The 19,147-nt window shown below is 61.2% G+C and carries 15 protein-coding genes and 1 pseudogene; 4 read left to right on the forward strand and 12 right to left on the reverse strand.

Going from position 1 to position 19,147, the window contains the following annotated elements; genetic code table 11:
• Positions 1–149 precede the first annotated feature (149 nt).
• The gene (locus J8C01_RS05665; RefSeq protein WP_014099655.1) at positions 150–965 is read right to left on the reverse strand and encodes a formylglycine-generating enzyme family protein; all 816 of its coding nucleotides are present in this window, start codon (positions 963–965) and stop codon (positions 150–152) included.
• Between the two features lie 253 nt (positions 966–1,218).
• Between J8C01_RS05665 and aceE the strand changes: the two genes are divergently transcribed.
• Positions 1,219–3,894 carry a pyruvate dehydrogenase (acetyl-transferring), homodimeric type gene (aceE, locus tag J8C01_RS05670; RefSeq protein WP_211431281.1) on the forward strand — a complete coding sequence of 892 codons (2,676 nt, stop codon included), beginning with the start codon at positions 1,219–1,221 and terminating at the stop codon, positions 3,892–3,894.
• 6 nt (positions 3,895–3,900) lie between these two features.
• A complete protein-coding gene (locus tag J8C01_RS05675; protein ID WP_211431282.1) occupies positions 3,901–4,935 on the forward strand; it encodes a hypothetical protein in 1,035 nt (344 codons plus the stop codon).
• Positions 4,936–4,946: 11 nt separating this feature from the next.
• Here the strand turns inward: J8C01_RS05675 and hisB are convergent, their stop codons facing one another.
• Both hisB and J8C01_RS05685 read right to left on the reverse strand, forming a co-directional pair.
• Positions 4,947–5,537 (reverse strand): imidazoleglycerol-phosphate dehydratase HisB, encoded by a 591-nt coding sequence (hisB, locus tag J8C01_RS05680; RefSeq protein ID WP_211431283.1) that lies wholly within the window; start codon positions 5,535–5,537, stop codon positions 4,947–4,949.
• A 16-nt stretch (positions 5,538–5,553) separates the two neighbouring features.
• On the reverse strand, positions 5,554–7,533 hold the full coding sequence (locus J8C01_RS05685) for a M1 family metallopeptidase (protein ID WP_211431284.1): 1,980 nt from the start codon (positions 7,531–7,533) through the stop codon (positions 5,554–5,556).
• A 162-nt stretch (positions 7,534–7,695) separates the two neighbouring features.
• Here J8C01_RS05685 and J8C01_RS05690 point away from each other — a divergent pair, with 162 nt between their 5' ends.
• Positions 7,696–8,856: a M48 family metallopeptidase gene (locus J8C01_RS05690; protein ID WP_211431285.1), complete on the forward strand. Its 1,161-nt coding sequence runs from the start codon at positions 7,696–7,698 to the stop codon at positions 8,854–8,856.
• A 131-nt stretch (positions 8,857–8,987) separates the two neighbouring features.
• Positions 8,988–10,511 carry a glycerol kinase GlpK gene (glpK, locus tag J8C01_RS05695; protein WP_211431286.1) on the forward strand — a complete coding sequence of 508 codons (1,524 nt, stop codon included), beginning with the start codon at positions 8,988–8,990 and terminating at the stop codon, positions 10,509–10,511.
• A gap of 13 nt (positions 10,512–10,524) precedes the next feature.
• Here the strand turns inward: glpK and J8C01_RS05700 are convergent, their stop codons facing one another.
• The 9 genes and pseudogenes from J8C01_RS05700 to J8C01_RS05735 all read right to left on the reverse strand — a co-directional run bounded on the left by J8C01_RS05700 (position 10,525) and on the right by J8C01_RS05735 (position 19,091).
• The gene (locus tag J8C01_RS05700) at positions 10,525–10,854 is read right to left on the reverse strand and encodes a nucleoside triphosphate pyrophosphohydrolase family protein (RefSeq protein WP_211423212.1); all 330 of its coding nucleotides are present in this window, start codon (positions 10,852–10,854) and stop codon (positions 10,525–10,527) included.
• A gap of 16 nt (positions 10,855–10,870) precedes the next feature.
• Positions 10,871–12,400 (reverse strand): sigma-70 family RNA polymerase sigma factor, encoded by a 1,530-nt coding sequence (locus tag J8C01_RS05705; RefSeq protein ID WP_041569107.1) that lies wholly within the window; start codon positions 12,398–12,400, stop codon positions 10,871–10,873.
• 249 nt (positions 12,401–12,649) lie between these two features.
• Positions 12,650–13,867: a glycosyltransferase gene (locus J8C01_RS05710; RefSeq protein ID WP_211431287.1), complete on the reverse strand. Its 1,218-nt coding sequence runs from the start codon at positions 13,865–13,867 to the stop codon at positions 12,650–12,652.
• Positions 13,864–14,664: an FHA domain-containing protein gene (locus J8C01_RS05715; protein WP_249355395.1), complete on the reverse strand. Its 801-nt coding sequence runs from the start codon at positions 14,662–14,664 to the stop codon at positions 13,864–13,866. The genes J8C01_RS05710 and J8C01_RS05715 overlap by 4 nt, the downstream gene beginning before the upstream one ends.
• A 78-nt stretch (positions 14,665–14,742) precedes the next feature.
• Positions 14,743–14,811: pseudogene (locus tag J8C01_RS15585) on the reverse strand (zinc-ribbon domain-containing protein); the annotation flags it as partial.
• A gap of 41 nt (positions 14,812–14,852) precedes the next feature.
• Positions 14,853–15,836: an electron transfer flavoprotein subunit alpha/FixB family protein gene (locus J8C01_RS05720; protein WP_211431289.1), complete on the reverse strand. Its 984-nt coding sequence runs from the start codon at positions 15,834–15,836 to the stop codon at positions 14,853–14,855.
• Positions 15,837–15,965: 129 nt separating this feature from the next.
• Positions 15,966–16,751 carry an electron transfer flavoprotein subunit beta/FixA family protein gene (locus J8C01_RS05725; protein ID WP_211431290.1) on the reverse strand — a complete coding sequence of 262 codons (786 nt, stop codon included), beginning with the start codon at positions 16,749–16,751 and terminating at the stop codon, positions 15,966–15,968.
• Positions 16,752–16,909: 158 nt separating this feature from the next.
• A complete protein-coding gene (locus J8C01_RS05730; protein ID WP_014099669.1) occupies positions 16,910–17,827 on the reverse strand; it encodes a succinate--CoA ligase subunit alpha in 918 nt (305 codons plus the stop codon).
• Between the two features lie 31 nt (positions 17,828–17,858).
• A complete protein-coding gene (locus J8C01_RS05735) occupies positions 17,859–19,091 on the reverse strand; it encodes a succinate--CoA ligase subunit beta (protein ID WP_014099670.1) in 1,233 nt (410 codons plus the stop codon).
• Between the last annotated feature and the right edge of the window lie 56 nt (positions 19,092–19,147).

A 19,147-nucleotide genomic window follows, 5' to 3' on the forward strand; every position in this document is an offset into this window, starting at 1 on the left:
CCACGGGAAGACACTCCTTGGTGGAGCTATCAGGGAAACCTTGCCATGGCAGGTCATTGTCCGGTTTTTTACTGTCATCCTGTGGCGTCAGGCAACCTTTTCTCCTGTAAGTTGCCGACAGGTAACATAGGGACTGCACGGCACAGGCATCACTTTGGGGATGGTTTGGGAGATGGAGGCATCACATCGGCCGCGCAGCGAAACCCCAAGGTAAAGGCGATCGTGCCGGGAGGGAGTCCGTAGCGGCGTGTGAGCTGAAGATAGTCCTCGCGGTCATTCCACGAACCGCCGCGCACGACCCGTCCGCGTCCAAAGTCCGGCCCGGGTGGATTGTGGGACGGGCCAAAGGCGTAGTAGTCGGCATCGAACCAGTCCTGACACCACTCGGCGGCATTGCCGGACAGGTCATAAAGCCCGAAAGGATTGGGAGCAAACGTGGCTACCGGTGTGGTCTGGATGCCACGTAATGGCATGCGTTTCGGGTTGACGGCGATGTGGCCGAAGTTGGCCGCGCCGGCAAGGACGGTGCCTGTCCCGGCTGTGCCGTACTGCGCCGTAGGGCGACCGGCACGGGCAGCGAATTCCCATTCGGCTTCGGTCGGCAGCCGCTTTCCAGCCCAGCGGGTATAGGCCACGGCATCGTTCCACGTCACAGCCACGACCGGGTGCTGCTCGCGTCCCGGTGTGGCGTAAAGCGCCCAGCGCCCTTCACTCTGATAGCCAGTAGCCATAACGAAGCGCCGGAATTCGGCATTCGTCACCTCGGTGCGGTCAAGAAAAAATGGCGCAACAACCGTGAGATGTCCGCGGCCGGCGTCATCACGGCGAACAAAGGCCCCGCCGGGAACAAGCACCATTCCCGGCGGCGGCAACCGCATCTGGTAAGGCGGTTCAGCCGGCCGGACCCGGCAGGCCGTCAGCCAGAGACTGGATACAAGCAACCAGAAACCGAAAGTGTTGCGCATGGCGTTCGGTCAGACCCTACCAGACCGGCGGCGCACGTGCATCCGGTCTGGCACCGTGTCAGGCGTTGGCAGATTGCCGCTGGATGCGCCCCGAAGGAACCGGGAACGGTCATCCGCCGCCGGAGACGGAAGCGCAGCCAATGGCCGCTTGCCGTTGATTGTATCTTGGCGTACAAACAACGTGCCCATCTGCCAGTCTGCCAGGCAGGATTCCAACGCAAGTTCAACCGTGAGAGCCGGGAGGTCTTCGCCGATGTATCTCGACGAATTCAAGCAACAGTTGCCGGATGCCGACCCACAGGAAACCGCCGAATGGCTTGAAGCCCTGGAGCAGGTGGTCAATCAGGAAGGCCGTGAGCGGGCGCAGTTTCTGCTGCGCAAGCTGCTCAAAAAATCGCGTCTGATGCGCGTCGGACTGCCTGAACTGGTGCAGACGCCCTACATCAACACGATTTCACCGGAGCAGGAACCGCCGTTTCCGGGGGATGAGGAAATGGAGCTGCGCATCCGGCGCATCGTACGGTGGAATGCCGTGGCGATGGTGGTACGGGCCAATCACTACTTTCCCGGCATCGGCGGACATCTGGCCACCTATGCGTCGTCAGCCAGCCTGTACGAAGTCGGGTTCAATCATTTCTTTCAGGGCAAGGATGGCGAAGGCGCCGGCGATCAGATTTTCTACCAGGGGCACGCCGCGCCGGGCATTTACTCCCGCGCCTTTCTGGAAGGACGCCTGACGGTCGAACATCTCGAACACTTCCGCCGGGAAGTGCTGGGCAAAGGGCTTTCGAGCTATCCCCATCCGCGGCTGATGCCGGATTTCTGGGAATTTCCGACGGTTTCCATGGGGCTGGGGCCCATCAATGCCATCTATCAGGCGCGCTTCAACCGCTATCTGCACAACCGTGGGATTGCCGATACCTCCCGGTCACGGGTGTGGGCCTTTCTGGGCGATGGCGAGACGGACGAGCCGGAGGCGCTCGGCGCGCTGCACCTTGCCGCCCGTGAGGGCCTCGACAACCTTGTGTTTGTCGTCAACTGCAACCTGCAGCGGCTCGACGGCCCCGTACGCGGCAACGGCAAAATCATTCAGGAACTGGAAGCCGTCTTCCGGGGCGCCGGGTGGAATGTCATCAAGGTCATCTGGAGCCGCCGCTGGGACCCATTGCTGGCCAAAGATACCGAAGGCGCGCTGCTGCACATTATGAACACCACGCTCGACGGCGAATTCCAGAAGTATTCCGTCGAAAGCGGCGCTTACATCCGGCGGCACTTTTTCGGCAAAGACCCGCGCACTCTGGCCATGGTCGAGCACATGTCTGACCGCGACCTGGAGCGGCTGCGCCGGGGCGGCCACGATCACCTGAAGATTTATGCGGCCTACAAGGCAGCGGTCGAACACCAGGGGCAGCCGACCGTCATCCTCGTCAAGACGGTCAAGGGATGGATGCTTGGCGAAAGCGCCACCGGCCGCAATGCAACCCATCAGCTCAAGAAGCTGACCGAAGCCGAACTCCGGAAGTTCCGCGATCTGATGGCGCTCCCGATTCCCGATGCCCAGGTGGGTGATGCGCCCTACTACCATCCGGGGGAAAAGTCGCCGGAAGTCGAATACCTGCGCGAGTGTCGCCGGCGGCTTGGGGGGGAACTGCCCCGGCGGGTTGTCCGGTCGAAGCCGCTGGAACTGCCCCGGGAAGACCTCTACGCCGAGTTTGCTGTTGCCAATCAGCAGCCCGTTTCAACGACCATGGCCATCGTGCGTCTGCTGCGCAAGCTGCTTGACGACAAGCACATCGGCCGCCGCATCGTGCCGATCATTCCCGATGAGGCGCGGACGTTCGGGATGGACTTCCTGTTCAAGAAAGTCGGCATTTACTCTGCCAAGGGACAGCTCTATGACCCGGTGGATTCCGACCTGCTGTTCAGTTACCGCGAAGCCAAAGACGGACAGCTTCTCGAAGAAGGGATCACGGAAGCCGGGGCGATGGGGTCGTTTATGGCTGCTGGTACGTCCTATGCCACCCACGGCGAGCCGATGATTCCGTTTTACATGTTCTATTCGATGTTCGGTTTCCAGCGCACCGGCGATCAGGCCTGGGCCGTGGGCGATGCCCGTGGGCGGGGCTTTCTCATCGGAGCAACGGCTGGACGCACCACGCTCAACGGCGAGGGCCTGCAACACCAGGACGGCCACAGCCACGTTCTGGCCTCGACCGTGCCGTGCTGTGTGCAGTACGACCCGGCCTTTCACTTTGAAATTGCCACGATTGTGCGCGATGGGCTGCGGCGGATGTATGAGCAGGGCGAGGACGTGTTCTATTACATCACGGTGTACAACGAAAACTACGCCATGCCGGCCATGCCGCGCGGTGTGGAGGAAGGTATCCTGCGCGGGCTGTACCTGTTCAAGCCATGCCTCGACGCCAAGCGCCACATCGTCCAGATTTTCGGCAGTGGCGCGCTGATGATGCAGGCACTCGAAGCCCAGCGTATTCTGGCCGAACGCTATGACGTGGCGGCGGATGTGTGGTCGGCAACAAGTTACCGCGCGCTGCGCGACGATGCGTTACAGACCGAAGCGTGGAATCTGGCCCATCCGCTGGAAAAGCCCCGGGTGCCGTACCTTCAGAAGGTTCTGGCCAATGCCGAAGGCCCCATCATTGCCGTCAGTGACTACATGAAAGCCTGGCCGGACAGCATTGCCCGCTGGGTCCGCCAGCCGTTTCTGCCCCTGGGAACTGACGGCTTCGGGATGAGCGACACCCGCGAGCAGTTGCGGCGTCACTTCAAGGTGGATGCGGCTTCGATTGTGTATGCGGCGCTCTACAAACTGGCCGAAATGGGCAAACTGGGCTTCGATGAGGTCGCTCGTGCCGGAGCGGAACTCTACGGCGAAGCGGCCGTGCCGGAGCCGGTTGCCGGACGTTAGAACCCCGTGGAAACCCTTGCTCTGCCGTCCACGCAGCTTGCCGCCACACAGGTTCACCGGTGGGCCCTGGCGCTGCGTCGGGCGGCAGCGCTCTTTGAAGCACAGCGTTTTGCCGATCTCTATTTCGGCCCGGAAGAGCAACTCGATGCCGACCGCTTTCCCGGTTTTCGTCCGGCGGTGCTCTACTGGATGGCCACGGCCGAACGTGAACGGTTAACCCATACGCTGCTCCTGTCGGTTGCCGGGCTGACGCTGGACGACCTGCCGGCAGTCGCTCCGGCGGTCGTTCGCTACCAGGCGGACTTCGTGGAGGACTGCCGCGTGCTCTGGGAGCACCTGCAGCCAACCCTGCCGTTTCGTCCGGCGCTTGATGTAGCTGCGCTGGGTGAAATTTCCAGCCTGCCGTCCGACTGGCTGGCGCGGTTCAATGCCGCAACTGTTCTGGCCCGGCAGCAACCCGCAGCCGAAGCAACCTGGGCCACCTGGTGTGAGTTGTCCCTGGTGGCGCGCGCGGCGCAGAGCGCCGAAACCATCCGGGCGGCGCTCGTGCTGGCCGAACTCGATGCCCGGTTGGACCTGCCAGTGCTGGTGGAGCGGATTGCCCCGGCCTTTGGGCAGCAGCTCACCGACTTCTTTTTCACGCAGGTTCTGAAAGGCATTGCCGATGCGCCCCGTGCCACCGGGGAACGGCTTGGGCGGAATGGCGTCTTTGCCGAGCATGACCTGTCAAAAACGCACCTTCAGCCTTTGCAGGGCCTGCTTGGATTGGTCGGCGCGTGGTTGGGCGGCCCGCCGCTCGTGGTGGAAACGCACATCCGCACCTGCTCTTTCCAGACCCAGACGCAGGTCGTGCTGGCGGCCGAAGGACGCGACCCGGCGCTGGGGCGGCATCTGTGTACGCTGTGCGCGGCCTTTGACCAGTCCACGCTGGATGCCGTGCTGCCCCGGTGGCTTGCGCCACGCAGCCGACTCCACGCCAGCCTGGGGCGGGGGGCGGACGCCTGCCGGTTCACGGCTGAGTTTGGTGTGCGCCGAAGTTGAGCTTGAAGTCCCTACAACACGCCTTTGGTTGAAGGGATGTCCTGCTGTCCGGCCAGGCGCCGGGTGGCGGCTCCCAGGGCGCGGGCGGCGGCCTTGAACGTCGCCTCCAGAATGTGGTGCTGATTGCGTCCGTAGAGCAGGGCAATGTGCAGGGTCAGCCCGGCGTTGAAGGCCAAAGAGCGCCAGAAGTGTTCGGCCATTTCGACGGCAAACGTACCGATCCGTTCGCGCGGGTTGTCCACGTCGTAGACCAGGTAGGGGCGGCCGGAGACATCCACTACGGCGCGCGCCAGGGCTTCGTCCAGCGGCGCGTAGGCGTGCCCGAAGCGGGCAATGCCGGCCTTGTCGCCAAGCGCCTGGGCGAGGGCTTGTCCCAGCGTGATGCCGACATCCTCGACGGTATGATGGTCGTCAATGTCGAGGTCGCCATCGCAGTGAATATCGAGGTCAAGGCGGCTGTGCCGGGCAAGCTGCGCCAGCATGTGGTCGAAAAAGCCAATGCCGGTGGTGATGCGGGAAATCCCCGTGCCGTCGAGGTCAAGCGTAACGGCGACGTTGGTTTCGTTGGTGCGTCGGGTGAGCGAGGCGGTGCGGTGCGTCATGTTTCGTTCGGAAGGATTACATCAGGCTGAGCGCGCCGTGCAGAAACCACTGCATCAGGGTCAGGGCGCGGGTCAGGAGGCTGGCATTGGCGCGCGCGACAGAAAGGCGGGTACGACTGTTGTTGGCCGGGTTCATGTCCAGCCGCACCGTGTCATCCGGGTCAATGACCACGGAGAGCAACTCCCCTTCGGTCGTCAGGCGGTGGCGTTCGCTGCGGCCATCCCATGTTTCACGCCGCACACTGCCGTCGGCAAAACGCAGTTCGATGACCTGCGGCATGATGGCTTCGCCTTTGCGTACGAGGACGGCTTCACGGGCGTCAAGGGATTCAACGGCGTAGTCAAGCAGGGATGTGCCGCGAAAGTATTGGTCAAAAAACCAGGTGAGGTCTTCGCCGGCCACTTCGGACGCCACATCGAAAAAATCCTCCGATGTTGGGTGCCTGAAGCGCCAGCGCATGAAGTAGGTGTGCAGGATGCGCTGCATCGTTTCGGAGCCAACGTAGCCCTCCAGCATCTTGAGCGTCAGGGCCGGGCGGGCGTAGGCATTGAAGGCATAGAGCGCCGGTTCCGGGAACTTCCAGCCGGGGGTGAGAATGGGCGCGCTCTGGATGCCGGCCGGCCCCAGAACGAACAACTGGACCCGCTGAAATGACCAGTCCGGGACACGCACCGGCAGGCGCCAGAAGGGGCGTCCGCCAAGACGTAACCACAGCTCCTGTTGTGTGGGATAATGCCGGGCCATGAGCGTGGCTTCGCAGTAGGTGTTGATGCCTTCGTCGAGCCAGGCTTCCTCAAACTCGTTGCTGGCTACCATGCCGTACCAGTACTGGTGGCCGAACTCATGGATGAGAATGACTTCGGGCCCCAGCAGGTCATCGTCAGAGACATTGCGGCGTGTCCCGATGGTGATGAGCGTCGGATATTCCATGCCACTGGCGCCATCCGCGCCATGGGCTGGATCGACAATGGTGAGCGTTTCGTAAGGGTAGGGGCCAATCCGCCGGCCGTAATCCTCCAGGGCAATCCGTGCCGCGCGAAAGTGGCGTGCCCGCTGGTCGGCATGTTCGGGCTGAAGCAGCAGGATGAGCCGCACCGGCGGCAGGTCGGGGACTTCAAAGCGTTCTTCCGCCACGATGAAATCCGGCGAGCATGTCCAGGCGAAGTCGTGGACATCACCCTGAACGAAGCGGTAGCGCATGCGTCCGTCAGGCAGCGGCTGGCGTTCACGCTCGACGCCGGTCGCCCCGACCTTAAAGTTGGCCGGTATGTCGAGCGTCACATCGTACTCGCCGAAATCGGCATAAAATTCCGTCGTCGCATGAAACTGGTGGCAGTTCCAGCCGGGAGTCGTCCGGCGGCGCATGCCAACCGGCTCATAGACACCCAGTTTGGGAAACCACTGGGCCACCATGAAGAAGTTGCCGTAGTAGCCGGTGCGGGCAAAAACCTTGGGTAACTTCGCCAAAAACTCGATGTCGAGCGTGATCGAGCCGCTGGCCGGCACCGGCTGTGGCAGCACGACACGCCATACCGTCCGGTCGTCGGCGTTGTCATCGTCCGGGTGAATGAACTCGCCCAGTGGAAGCAGGTCAACACCATCTTCGGTGCGCATGCTGAGCAGGTCAATGGCGCCCGGAAAACGGGCATCCATGGCGTCGCCGCGCAGTTGTCCGCCCCCTGAACCACGCCGAAAGGAACTGTTTTCGTCGCGGAAGGCGTTGAGGTAGAGATGAAACTGCAAGTCCGGCACCGGATGGGGCGCCGGATTGCGCCAGGTCAGGCGCTCACGTCCGTGGATTTCCTTTTTCCCGGTATCGAGTCGCGCGTCAATCTGGTAACGTACACGCCGATCCGAAAGCGGAGCCGTTTCCTGACGGTCGGTGGTCGCCGTGGCCGGCGGTGGCACAAGCCCGACGAACAGACAAAACAACACCAGACGCCACAGGCTTCTGATGGTTGGTGAAGGGGTGGTGATCCGGGCAACAGGCAACATTTTCAAACCTTTGGGGGCGTGGGACGTGTCAGAATACGCGGGGTGCAAACCGGATGCCCGCTATGGTGGCATCCGCCGTTGCCGGCGACAAGCGTTGCCACGCGAGGCTTTCTGTAGATCACTGTACGGAACATGAGCATTCAGCAGAGAAGGGAGTTCGGCATGTTCTCAGGACGACGTTTTCACAGGCGGATGAGCTGGCTGCTCATCACCGGATTGCTCGTGGGTTCGGTTCTGCCGATGGGTGTCCGGGCGGATGACAAGGACAAAAAGACCAATTCTCCCGTGACGCGCAAGCTCAGCGAGAAGGAAAACCCCCTGATGATTGGCAAGCGCGACATCAACAAGGGGAGTCTGAACTTCTACTCGAAGGAAAAGGAAATGGCGATTGGCGCCCAGTTGGCCGCCGAACTGGATCGCCAGCTCAAGTTCGTCACCGACCCCGTTGTGGTTGAATACATCAATCGCCTGGGCCAGACGATTGCTTCCAACTCCGATGCCAAAGTTCCGTTTACCATCAAGGTCGTGGATTCGCCCGAAGTCAATGCCTTTGCGTTGCCGGGTGGGTATTTCTACGTGAACAAGGGGCTGATTCTGGCGGCTGACAATGAAGCCCAGGTCGCCAGCGTCATGGCGCATGAAATTGCGCACGTCGCCGCACGGCACGCCACGGAGCAGGTGTCAAAGGGGCAGTTGGCGCAGTTCGGCATGATTCCTCTGATCTTTGTGGGGGGCGTCGCGGGTGTCCTCGTGGCCAACGCAGCCAACATCCTCGTCCCGCTGACCTTTCTCAAGTTCGGGCGCAATGCCGAGTTCGAGGCGGACATGCTCGGCGCGCAGTATGCCTGGGCGTCCGGCTATGACCCGGATGAGTTCATTGCGTTTTTTGAGAAACTCAAGGCCCAGCAGAACCCGAAGCAGAAAATTCCAACGGTGTTTTCGACGCATCCGCCCACTGAGGAACGGGCCGCCAAGATGCGCCAGTTGACGGCCGCCTTTCCCCCACGGGACGAATACATCATCAGTTCTTCGGAATTTGCGCGGGTGAAAGCCCGCCTGGGGGCAATTGCCCCGGATGCCGGGCGGCGCATCGGCCCCGGTGGCGGCAATGATCAGCCAAGCCGTCCGACGCTGCGGCGGCGGCAGCCGGATGCACCGCCGGAAGAGGATGACGAGATGAATACCCCGGCTGACCGTCCGCAGAAGTCTGAGCCGTCGAACCGTCCGACCCTGCGGCGGCGCACGGACAACAATCCTCCGCCTGACGATGGTTCACCGCTGAGTATGGCGAGTGACGGGTGGCGAGTGGTGAGTGGCGAGTAGCGAGTGGCGAGTGGAGAGTAGCGAGTCGCGAGTGGTGAGTAGCGAGTAGCGAGTGGAAGGGGCGGCCGGCTGGTCGCCCATACTGGCGCCGCTGAATTTTCGGTCACTATCACTGACATCAAAACCATTCCATGCCGGGCCGTTACATTCTTGCACTCGATCAGGGCACGACCAGTTCGCGTGCCATGGTGTTTGACGCTGAGGGGCGGGTGGTTGCCCTGGCCCAGCGTCCTTTTGAGCAGCTTTTTCCGCAGCCGGGCTGGGTCGAACATCGCCCTGAAGACATCTGGAACTCCCAGATTGGCGCGGCCCGTGAAGCCCTCCGCCTGGCCGGCATTACTGCACCGGAAGTGGTAGCCATTGGCGTCGCCAACCAGCGCGAAACCACGCTCGTCTGGGACCGAACCACAGGCGAGCCGCTTGGCAATGCCATTGTCTGGCAGTGCCGACGTACGGCTGCCCGCTGTGACGAACTGCGGCTGACTCCGGCAGCGCACCTGATTCAGTCCCGAACCGGCCTGCTCGTGGATGCCTATTTCTCCGCCAGCAAGGTCGAGTGGATGCTGGAACGGATACCAACGGCGCGTGCGCGGGCTGAAGCTGGCGACCTGGCCTTTGGTACGGTGGATAGCTGGCTGGTCTGGCAGTTGACCGGGAAACAGCGGCACGTGACGGATGTCACCAACGCCAGCCGTACGATGCTGTTTGACATTCACAAGCTGGCCTGGGATGACGAACTCTGTGGGTTGTTTTCCATACCCAAAGCCATGCTGCCGACGGTTGTCCCGTCGAGCGGTGTGGTCAGTGAAACCGACCCGGAACTGTTCGGCGCGCCGATTCCCATTGCCGGGATGGCCGGCGACCAGCAGGCGGCCCTGTTTGGGCAGATGTGTTCGCACATCGGCATGGCCAAGAACACCTACGGCACAGGGTGCTTTCTGTTGCTGCACACGGGCACGAAGCCGTGTCTTTCGCAGCAGGCGTTGCTGTCAACCGTGGCGTGGCAGTTGGGAGCGTCGCCGGCAGAGTATGCGCTGGAAGGGAGCGTCTTCATTGCCGGAGCGGCTGTGCAGTGGTTGCGCGACGGGCTTCAAATCATCGGCGGCGCGGCTGAAACGGAAGCTGTGGCGCGTTCCGTGCCGGACACCGACGGGGTGATGTTTGTGCCGGCGTTTGTCGGTCTTGGTGCGCCCTACTGGGACCCGCATGCCCGTGGCCTCATTACCGGACTGACCCGTGGCACGACACGGGCGCATCTCGTCCGCGCCGCACTCGAAGCCATTGCCTACCAGACCTGTGATGTCGTCGAAGCCATGCTGGCGGATGCCCGGCAGGCGCTTGGTGCCGGGTTCCGGCTGACCGAGCTGCGGGTTGACGGGGGAGCGGCAGCCAATGACTTCCTGATGCAGTTTCAGGCGGATGTTCTGGGTGTGCCGGTGATTCGTCCGACGGTGACGGAGACGACTGCCGCCGGTGCGGCCTACCTGGCCGGGCTGGGGGTTGGTTTCTGGCGGGATGTGTCGGAAGTGGCCCGGATTTGGCAGCCGGAACGCACCTTTTCCCCTGCTCTTGACACGGACGCCCGACAGGCGTCCTATCAGGCGTGGCGGGCTGCTGTCCAACGCGCGCGTTCTTTTCCTGCGACTACTGAATAACCTGCCAGAGTCACTAGCGATGGTCGCCGTCCCCAGCGATAACACCCCGACCAGCGCGGGAGGCAAGTTTATCCAGGTTGGCGTGGGCCACCGCTTCGAGTGAGGCTTCCAGTTCGGTACAGATAGCGGCGACGTACCACAGCACATCGCCCACCTCATCGAGCAACCGCTGGCGTTGTTCCGGGGAAAGGTGACCATTCTGGTCACGGATGACCTTTTTGAGTTTGCCGGCGACTTCGCCGGCCTCGCTGGCCAGACCGAGAACGGGATAAACGAGATTGTTCCCCCGGTTGGGATAGGCCGCTGTACGCCCGGCTGCCCGTTGGTATTCGTCCAGAGTCAGCATGGATGGATGGTGATCAGAGGTGGAGTGCGTCGCGCAGTTTGCGGCTGCGGCTCGGATGGCTGAGCTTGGCCAGCGCGCGCATCTCGATCTGGCGAATGCGCTCGCGGGTCAACTGGAAGCGGGCGCCGATTTCCTCCAGCGTCCACTCACGTCCATCCGGCATGAGGCCAAACCGTAGCATGAGCACTTCCGACTCACGCGCCGAAAGCCGGCTGAGGGCTTCGCGCAGGTTCTGGGCCATTTCCACCGTCATGGACGCGCGGAGTGGGTCCTGGCTGTTGTGGTCCGGGAGCAGGTCGCCGAGGGAGTGCTCGCCGTCGTCGTCAGCCGTGGGGGTTTCGAGCGAGACGGGTTCTGTCACCACATTGAGCACCTGCCGGACATCGTCCGGCGTGAGTCCGACAAGTGGCGCAATTTCTTCGGGCGTCGGGTCTTCGTCGCCATTGGTTGTCATCTGGCGCAGCACACGCCGGACACGGTTGACCCGGTCCACCATGTAGGTCGGCAGGCGGATGGTGCGTGACTGGTTGGCAATGGCCAGTTGAATCGCCTGCTTGATCCACCAGACGGCGTAGGTTGAAAACTTGATACCACGGCGCCAGTCAAACTTCTCAACGGCGCGAATCAGGCCAATATTGCCTTCCTGGATGATGTCTTCCATGGCGAGTCCGCGACCCATGAAATCCCGCCCGATGAACACCACGAGCTTGAGATTGGACTCGATCATGCGGAGCTTGTAAGCTTCGGCCTTCTGCTTGGTTTCGGCAAAACGTTTCCAGTCGGCAATGATGCCATCCAAGGGAAGGGCGCAGTTGCATTCCAGGTCACGAATGCGTGCCCGAACGGCCTTGAGTTGGTGTTTGAGAAGACGACTGGTTGCAGCATCGAGGCTTGTATCCTTGAGGCGGTATTCGAGCCGGGCACGTTCGGCTTTGAGCGTCAGGGCCTCATCCACGACATTGCCCCACGCGAGTTCGACCCGGCGCCGAATGGTTTTGTTGAAAGGCAGCTTGTAGAGAATCCGCCCAATTCGGATGCGCAGCCGGTGGATATCGAGGTTGCGGCTGGTGTGTTTGTAGCCCGGTTGGGCCACCATGGCCCGAATCCCGGCATGCGCGGCTTCAATTGCCGCAAATTTTTCGCACAGTGCGCGCTCCTGCCGTTCATCGAGGTCCGGTTTGAGCGGCGCTTCGCAGCGTTCGCCATCGGCTTCGTCCTCTCCCCGTGGCAGAACGAGCAGGTCGGAAAGTCGCAGCCCTTCGCTTTGCAGGTTTTTGGCCAACTGCACAACGTAGGCCGCCACCGGCAGCGCCCGCGACAGCATGCGGGCCGCACGGCGTTCGTGCCGCTCCATTTCGCGGGCCACGAACGTTTCTTCCTGCCGTGTCAGCAGAGTCGTGTGCGACAGTGATTTGAGATATACCGAAATGGTATCACTCGCCTCATCGTCCGCCGTGTCTGTGACCGAAATTTCTTCGCCTTCCATTGTGGAAAAGCCTTCCTCACCGGAATCCAGCTCGTAACGCATTGCATTGTGGCTCATGGGTGTCGAATCTCCAAAAAGCACTGCCTGGGAACGACGCTCCACAGGTCCAACCGGTGGTTATTCAACGGCACAGGTGTTGACCCAAGCCAGAGGCACATCGCCGATGAAGATGTTCACACCTTTCATCCCACAGGAGATGTCCGTTCAAGAGAACAAATGTTGCCAATGACGTAAAACACCAGATGCACAGGGGAAGCATCAAGTGTATGTCATCGTACGCTCAGTTCCGCGAGGTGTAAATGTGAGTTACCGTACGTTATCCGTATGCCCGCGATCGGTCACCTGGCGTTGACTGAGTTGTTGTTCAAGAAGTGTTGCGACTTCGGTGAAACGGGCGTCCCAGGTTTTGTCACGCACGGCCATCTGACGCCGGTCAGCCTCGGCTGGCGTGTCGGTCGTCAAACACTCCTCAACGTGACGAATGAACTCATCAGGTGTTCGGGCAATGCGGATGACATCCGCCATTGGCTCGAACTCAGGAATGGGGACAATCACGACCGGCTTGCCGGTGGCCAGGTACTCCCGGACTTTGGTCGCGCTTGTGTACTTGACAATGTCGTGCGTGGCATCTTTGGGGACGATGCAGACATCGAAGTGCGCTGCAAAGGCCGGGAGATCGGCGTACGGCTGAGCCGGGATGAAGTGAACGTTCGGTAAGTCCTCGATGCGGAGTGGCGCCGTTTTGTTCCCGATAAAAACAAACTGCCAGTCCGGCCGATGGCGACTCACATATTCGACAAGCGACTGATCAATCTGCCAGCGTTCAATCGCCCCGAAAAAACCCAGAATGGGCTTTCCCAGGCGTTTGATAGGTGCGAGGGGAAGGGGACATTCCCACTGACGGAAGCGGGCGGCGGCGAAGTGCTCGAAGTCAACAGCCTGTTCAAGCAGAACGGATTTTTCGCGTCCCTGCCGGGCGTCGGCGAGCAGCTTCCACCCGTGGTAGAACACAATGTCCGCCGCTGCTATGAGTTCCTCATGAAGCTGGCGAATAAAGGCAACGTGCCCACCTGTGTCCACCGGGTTGGCATCATATTTATCCGAAACATGATATGCAACCAGAGATTCGTTGAACTGGCCTACCATGTCGCGCGCTGTGGGAATGGCAATCCACAGGATGGGACGCTCAATACGAAGCCAGCGCAGGAGCCATCGGATTTGACAGACCAGGAGCCAGTGGTTGATCCGCCGCCAGGCCGGGCTTGAAAAGAAAGGCGACACAATGGGGGTTATCACCCAGATGCCTTCCGGGGTGCGGCGAAGGTACTTTGCATAGCTGCGCAGTTTGCGCCGGATTTTGGTAAACAGTTCGGGGCTGCCCAGCCCGGGCAGCCCCATCGAGATCGAGTTGACGAACACCACCTGATTGTCACGCGCAAAGCGCTTCATGAGGTGGTTGTTGGCGTGTGGGTGGTGATACCACCAGTCTTCCCCGCCGAAGCAGAGAATGGCGCGCCCTTTCATCGAAACAGGAAAAGGTAAGCCAAAACTGCCACCCCGATGAGCAGCAGGAGAACCACGGCCCCGCCGATGGCAATAAACAGGATGAGATTCGATTTTTTGCCCGCCTCCGCTGGTGCAGAGGGCACCACCGACGGGTCAACACCCACGGGAGGCACATAGCCGGCCGGCGGAGAGTAAGGTGGGGGCGCGGCTTCAAGTGGTCGGTTCTGAGCCGCCTGGGCGACGGTTGCCGCTGACTCAAACGCTGGCACGGGCGGTGGCGATGGTGGCGGAGGAGGCAGTGCCGGCTGATTTCCACCGGGCTGTGAGCCGCCAAAAACAGTTTCCACCTCGCCTGGCGAAGGGGAGGACGCTGGTGCCGGCCTTTCATTTGCGACCGTAGCCTTGCGTGAGAGCGTGACATCGCTGCCACCGGCCGTCATCGCCGGAGTAGGGGGCAGGGTTGCCGCCTCAAAGCGGTCAACCGGGGACGGTTGGGCTTCAGGTTGGAGAATGAAGTTGAAGCGGACTTTCGGCCCCCCTACACCAAACTCAATCACATCGGCATCCTGAAGCCTGACTTCCGTCACCCGCTGCCCGTTGCGGTACGTGCCGTTACTGCTGCCGACGTCCCGGAGTACATAGCTCCCCCCCTCGTGCAGGATTTGCGCGTGGCGTGTGGAGGCCAGTTGATCCTGAAGGGCCAGGGGAAGGGTACTGTTGGGGTCACGCCCGATTGTGGCTGGAAACGTCATCAGCCTGACGCTTTCGCCTTTGCGTAGCCCGGAGAGGAAAACGGCTTCGAGTCCGATCACCATGGGGGATTTCGTCTCCACTGGGGGGGCACTCACCAAAGTTGCCAAGCTGCCGGGCGGGCCAGACGCGGGCGGTTTGAGAGGTGTGCCGCAGGATTTGCAAAACTTGGCATCGTCACGATTTTGCGTCCCACAGTTCGGACAAATCATGACCTCTTCCCTCTCTTCGGTGACGGCACCTCGTCAAAGTTTCAGTTTCGTTTCAGGGCTTTGACCTGTTCCGTCAGCCGCGGTACGACCTCGAACAAGTCTCCCACGATGCCGTAGTCGGCGATTTTGAAAATCGGCGCTTCCGGGTCCTTGTTGATGGCTACGATGAACTTCGATGAAGACATCCCAGCCAGATGCTGAATGGCCCCGGAGATACCACAGGCAATATACAGGGTCGGGCTGACGGTTTTCCCAGTCTGCCCGACCTGATGGGAATGATCAACCCAGCCAGCATCCACTACGGCCCGCGAGGCTCCGGCTGCACCGCCCAGAGCGTCGGCAAGGTCTTGAATCAGGTAGTAGTTTTCCGGCCCCTTGATGCCACGTCCCCCGGAGACCACAATGCTGGCTTCAGTCAGCTCAATCTTACCCTTCGCGGCAGCAAGGATGTCCGTGACCTTGGCCTGCAACGCATCCACAATAGTGGCGCCGATGGACTTGACTTCCGCCGTCCGGCTGGTGTCCGGCGTGGCTGCCGGAAACACATTCGGGCGCAGGGTCGCCGCAGCCGGTGTGCGGCGAAAGCTCACGGTGGCATAGGCTTTGCCGGCATACACCGGACGAACCACAGTGAAGACACCGTCGTTGATGTGGGTTTCCGTCACATCCGAGGCCAGGCTGACATCAAGCCGGGCTGTTACCCGTGGCATGAGGTCTTTTCCCATGGCTGTCGCCGCCGCCAGAACGATTCCAGGCTGTGCTGTCTGGATCGCCTCGACGAGAACTTTGGCATACCCATCGGTGGAATACTTGGCCAGCGGGGCCACATCTGCGACGTAAACGGTACTTGCCCCATAGTGGGCTGCCTCAGTGGCCAGGTGCCCGATGTTGGCCCCGATGATCACAGCACTGAGGGGCTGTCCCAGTTGTGCTGCCAGGCGGTGTCCTTCCGACAGGGCTTCGTACGTCGCTTTCTTGAAGGCTCCGTCACGCTGCTCTGCAAAAACCAAAACGCCATTCGCCATAACTCGCATCTCCTCACAAACAAAAATGCTCACAAACTTCCGATCAAGTGAGCAGGTGGGCAGGAAAAACCCCGGCGGGATCGTGGCCATTCCTGCCTGTGGTTTTCAGAAGTTCACCGTCCGGTGTGGTCAGATGACCTTGACCTCATGCTGTAGGGCAGACAGTAGTTCACTGGTTTGCTGCGCCGGGTCGCCGGTGATTTTGCGTCCAGCCTGGCGGGGGGGTGGCAGGCGCAGTGCCGTAATAACCAATCCAGCCGCTTCAGGCCCGACCTCAGCCGCAGAAAGTCCGAAGTCAGAAAAGGTCTTGCTGGCCAGCGGCTTTTTCTTGGCCTGCATAATGCTTTGCAGTTTCGGGTAACGCGGCTCGTTGAGACCTTTCTGGGCTGCGATGACGGCAGGCAGACCGGTCTCAACAACTTCGATACCACCTTCGATCTCGCGTTCGGCGCGGAGGCGGCCGTCACTGACTTCGAGCTTGGTGACAACGGTAACTTGTGGCCATCCAAGCTTTTCCGCCACAATAGCGTGCACCTGCTGGTTGTCGCCGCCAACCCCATGCTTGCCGAAGAAGACGATGTCCGGGCTGATGCTTTTGAGGGCCGCCGCCAGCGTTTTGCCCACGCACAACGGGTCGTCCGCAGCCACGCCAGCACTGGAAATGTGAATGGCCTCGTCGGCTCCGCGGGCCAGCGCCTCCCGCAGGATGTTGGGCACCTCATCGCCGCCCAGCGCCAAGGCGATAACCTGTCCGCCTTTGGCTTCCTTGAGACGAACGGCTTCTTCAAGTGCGAATTCATCGTACGGGCTGATGATGAACTTGACATCCGCCCGGTCTATGGAGCAGCCATCGGCTGCAATCTTGATGCGCGTGTCCGTTTCCGGCACGGCCTTGATACAGACAGCAATTTTCACAGGAAAGCCTCCAGGAATGATAACCGCAAGCCGGTGCTGTTCGCCAGCAGCTTGGTGGGAAAACGCACATGTAGCACGCCATTTCTTTGACTGGCAACTACCCTTGGGCACCGGGGACGACCGTGCCGACTGCCGGCCGTGGCCGTTGAGGTGTCCGGCTACGCCGTTCGGCTGACACGCTGACCCAGGGCTTCCGCCACGAGTGTCGTGATTTCGTGGTGAACATCAGCAACGCGCACCCCGGCTGCCCGCAGCGCCTCAACTTTCTGGCGGGGGCTGCCCATACCGCGTTCCATGATGGCGCCGGCGTGCCCGAAGGTGATGCCGGAGGGCATGGCATCCACGAATTTCCCGGCAATGAAGGCAATGAGGGGTTTGGTAAAACCGCCCTGCCGTACCAGTTCTGCGGCCTGTTCCTCATAGACGCCGCCCGGTTCACCAAACATCACCACCGCGTCGGTTTCCGGGTCGGCTTCAAACAGGGGAAGCAGGTCGGCAAAGGTCGAGCAGGCAATGACATCACCCCCCACACTCAGGGCCGTACTGATGCCAAAGCCGGCCTGACATAGCACCCAGGCGGTTTCGCTCGTCATCGAGCCGGACTTGCTGACAATGCCAATCCGCCCCGGCTTGAACTGAAAGTCAGGGTTTGTGCCGCCAATGGGTCCCAGCTTGCACTTGCCGGGCGTCAGAATTCCGACCGATGTCGGCCCCACAACCCGGGCCCCCTTGCTGACAGCGTATGAATAGAGATCAGCCGTGTCATGGATGGGCACCCGTTCGGTGATGATGTTGATGAGCCGGATGCCGTTGCTAATCGCTTCAATGGCGGCGTCCTTGGCGGAAAGGGGTGGCACATACACCAGTGAGGTGTTGATGTCGGGATGCGCCGCCAGTGCCTGTTTGAGGGTGTCATAGACCGGTACGCCGTGGACAACCTCGCCCCCTTTGCCCGGTGTGACGCCGGCCAGCACCTTCGTGCCATAGCGCAGCATTTCCCTGGTGACAAATGAACCTTCCCGACCGGTGATCCCCTGGACGACGACGCGCGTGTTTTCATCAACCAGTATGCCCATACCCTGCCTCTTTCTGTGGCAAAAGCCTGCCTCAGCAGTTCAGACCACGTAATCTGTTCTTGTATTCCTCGCTTTTCTGAATGACGACTTTGGCGCTTTCGGTCATGGGCATTTCGGGACCAAAAATCGTCATATCCAGATGCAGTTCTTCACGGGCGCGCTCCAGCGCCGCCCGCGCCTCTTCCCAGCCCGGCCCACCCCGCCGGACCACAATCGGGAAGGGCGGGCGGATGGCCCGCAGACCAGCAATGAAGCCTTCCATGGTGATGTCCACGCGGGTGTTGTTGGCGACAGCGCCAACGTGCCAGCAGGCTGTCAGTCCGGGCTTGGAGAGCACGACGCGCGTCAATTTCTCGACTTTTTCAGCCGGGGGATTGCCGCCATATTCGGTGTAGTTCGCCGGGCGTCCGCCATAGCTGATCAGGGCATCCATGTTCGTGATCGAGCCGCCGCCGCCGGCGCTCATCATGGCAATGTCACCATCGAGTTCGATGTATTTTCCGGCAACGCCCCGGTAGTCATTCTGGTCAATGAGTTTGGCCTGAAGTTCACGTTCCGTCAGCGGGCGCCCCAGTCCGCCCCGTGGCGGATAGTTGAAGTCGCGGTGGCGCGTCATGGCGTCATCATCAAGGATGACCACGGCATCGGCGGCAAAAAAGTTGCCCTTGGGCGTTTCGATGACGGGGTTGATTTCGAGCAGCCGCACATCGTTTTCACGGAAGCAGCGGTAGGCACGTACCATCAGGTCAGCCATCTTGCGCATGCGCTCTTCACGAAAACCGGCTTCCGCTGCGATTTCACGGGCTTTCCATTCGGGCAGTCCGAAAATCGAGTCAATCGGCCGAATGACCAGCTTTTCAGGATGGCGCTGGGTGAGTTCCTCGACCTCAACGCCCCCCTGCTGGCTCAGGATCACGACCGGGGCGCGGTGCCAGCCATCGAAAGTCAACGACAGATAGTATTCGCCCACGATGGACAGCCGTTGTTCGACCAGAACCCCGACCGATTCCGACCCATGAATCGTCGTGTGGAGCAACAGCTCGACGGCCAGTTCGGCCCCTTCGGCCGTTTTGCAAAACCGGATGCCCCCGGCCTTGCCCCGCTTGCCGGCCAGCACCTGTGCCTTGACGGCGACTTCACCGACCTCTTCCACAAAGGCTTCGATATTGCCGGCATTTTGCGGGGAGTTGATGAAGATGCCCTCCGGGACGCGAATACCGTACTTTTTGAACAACGACTTGCCTTCGTATTCGTAGAGATTCATCGGGACACTCCAGTTCGCAACGGCCACGGCACACCGGTCTGGCCGGCGGCTGCGTG

It is taken from the genome of Chloracidobacterium sp. D (assembly GCF_018304685.1).
In the GTDB taxonomy this organism is placed as follows: domain Bacteria; phylum Acidobacteriota; class Blastocatellia; order Chloracidobacteriales; family Chloracidobacteriaceae; genus Chloracidobacterium; species Chloracidobacterium thermophilum.

Excerpts from the sequence above, each read along its gene's own strand:
- J8C01_RS05665 (WP_014099655.1), bottom strand. The coding sequence starts at position 965 with ATGCGCAACACTTTCGGTTTCTGGTTGCTTGTATCCAGTCTCTGGCTG.
- aceE (WP_211431281.1), top strand. The coding sequence starts at position 1,219 with ATGTATCTCGACGAATTCAAGCAACAGTTGCCGGATGCCGACCCACAG.
- hisB (WP_211431283.1), bottom strand. The coding sequence starts at position 5,537 with ATGACGCACCGCACCGCCTCGCTCACCCGACGCACCAACGAAACCAAC.
- J8C01_RS05685 (WP_211431284.1), bottom strand. The coding sequence starts at position 7,533 with ATGTTGCCTGTTGCCCGGATCACCACCCCTTCACCAACCATCAGAAGC.
- J8C01_RS05690 (WP_211431285.1), top strand. The coding sequence starts at position 7,696 with ATGTTCTCAGGACGACGTTTTCACAGGCGGATGAGCTGGCTGCTCATC.
- glpK (WP_211431286.1), top strand. The coding sequence starts at position 8,988 with ATGCCGGGCCGTTACATTCTTGCACTCGATCAGGGCACGACCAGTTCG.
- J8C01_RS05705 (WP_041569107.1), bottom strand. The coding sequence starts at position 12,400 with ATGAGCCACAATGCAATGCGTTACGAGCTGGATTCCGGTGAGGAAGGC.
- J8C01_RS05710 (WP_211431287.1), bottom strand. The coding sequence starts at position 13,867 with ATGAAAGGGCGCGCCATTCTCTGCTTCGGCGGGGAAGACTGGTGGTAT.
- J8C01_RS05715 (WP_249355395.1), bottom strand. The coding sequence starts at position 14,664 with ATGGTGATCGGACTCGAAGCCGTTTTCCTCTCCGGGCTACGCAAAGGC.
- J8C01_RS05720 (WP_211431289.1), bottom strand. The coding sequence starts at position 15,836 with ATGGCGAATGGCGTTTTGGTTTTTGCAGAGCAGCGTGACGGAGCCTTC.
- J8C01_RS05730 (WP_014099669.1), bottom strand. The coding sequence starts at position 17,827 with ATGGGCATACTGGTTGATGAAAACACGCGCGTCGTCGTCCAGGGGATC.
- J8C01_RS05735 (WP_014099670.1), bottom strand. The coding sequence starts at position 19,091 with ATGAATCTCTACGAATACGAAGGCAAGTCGTTGTTCAAAAAGTACGGT.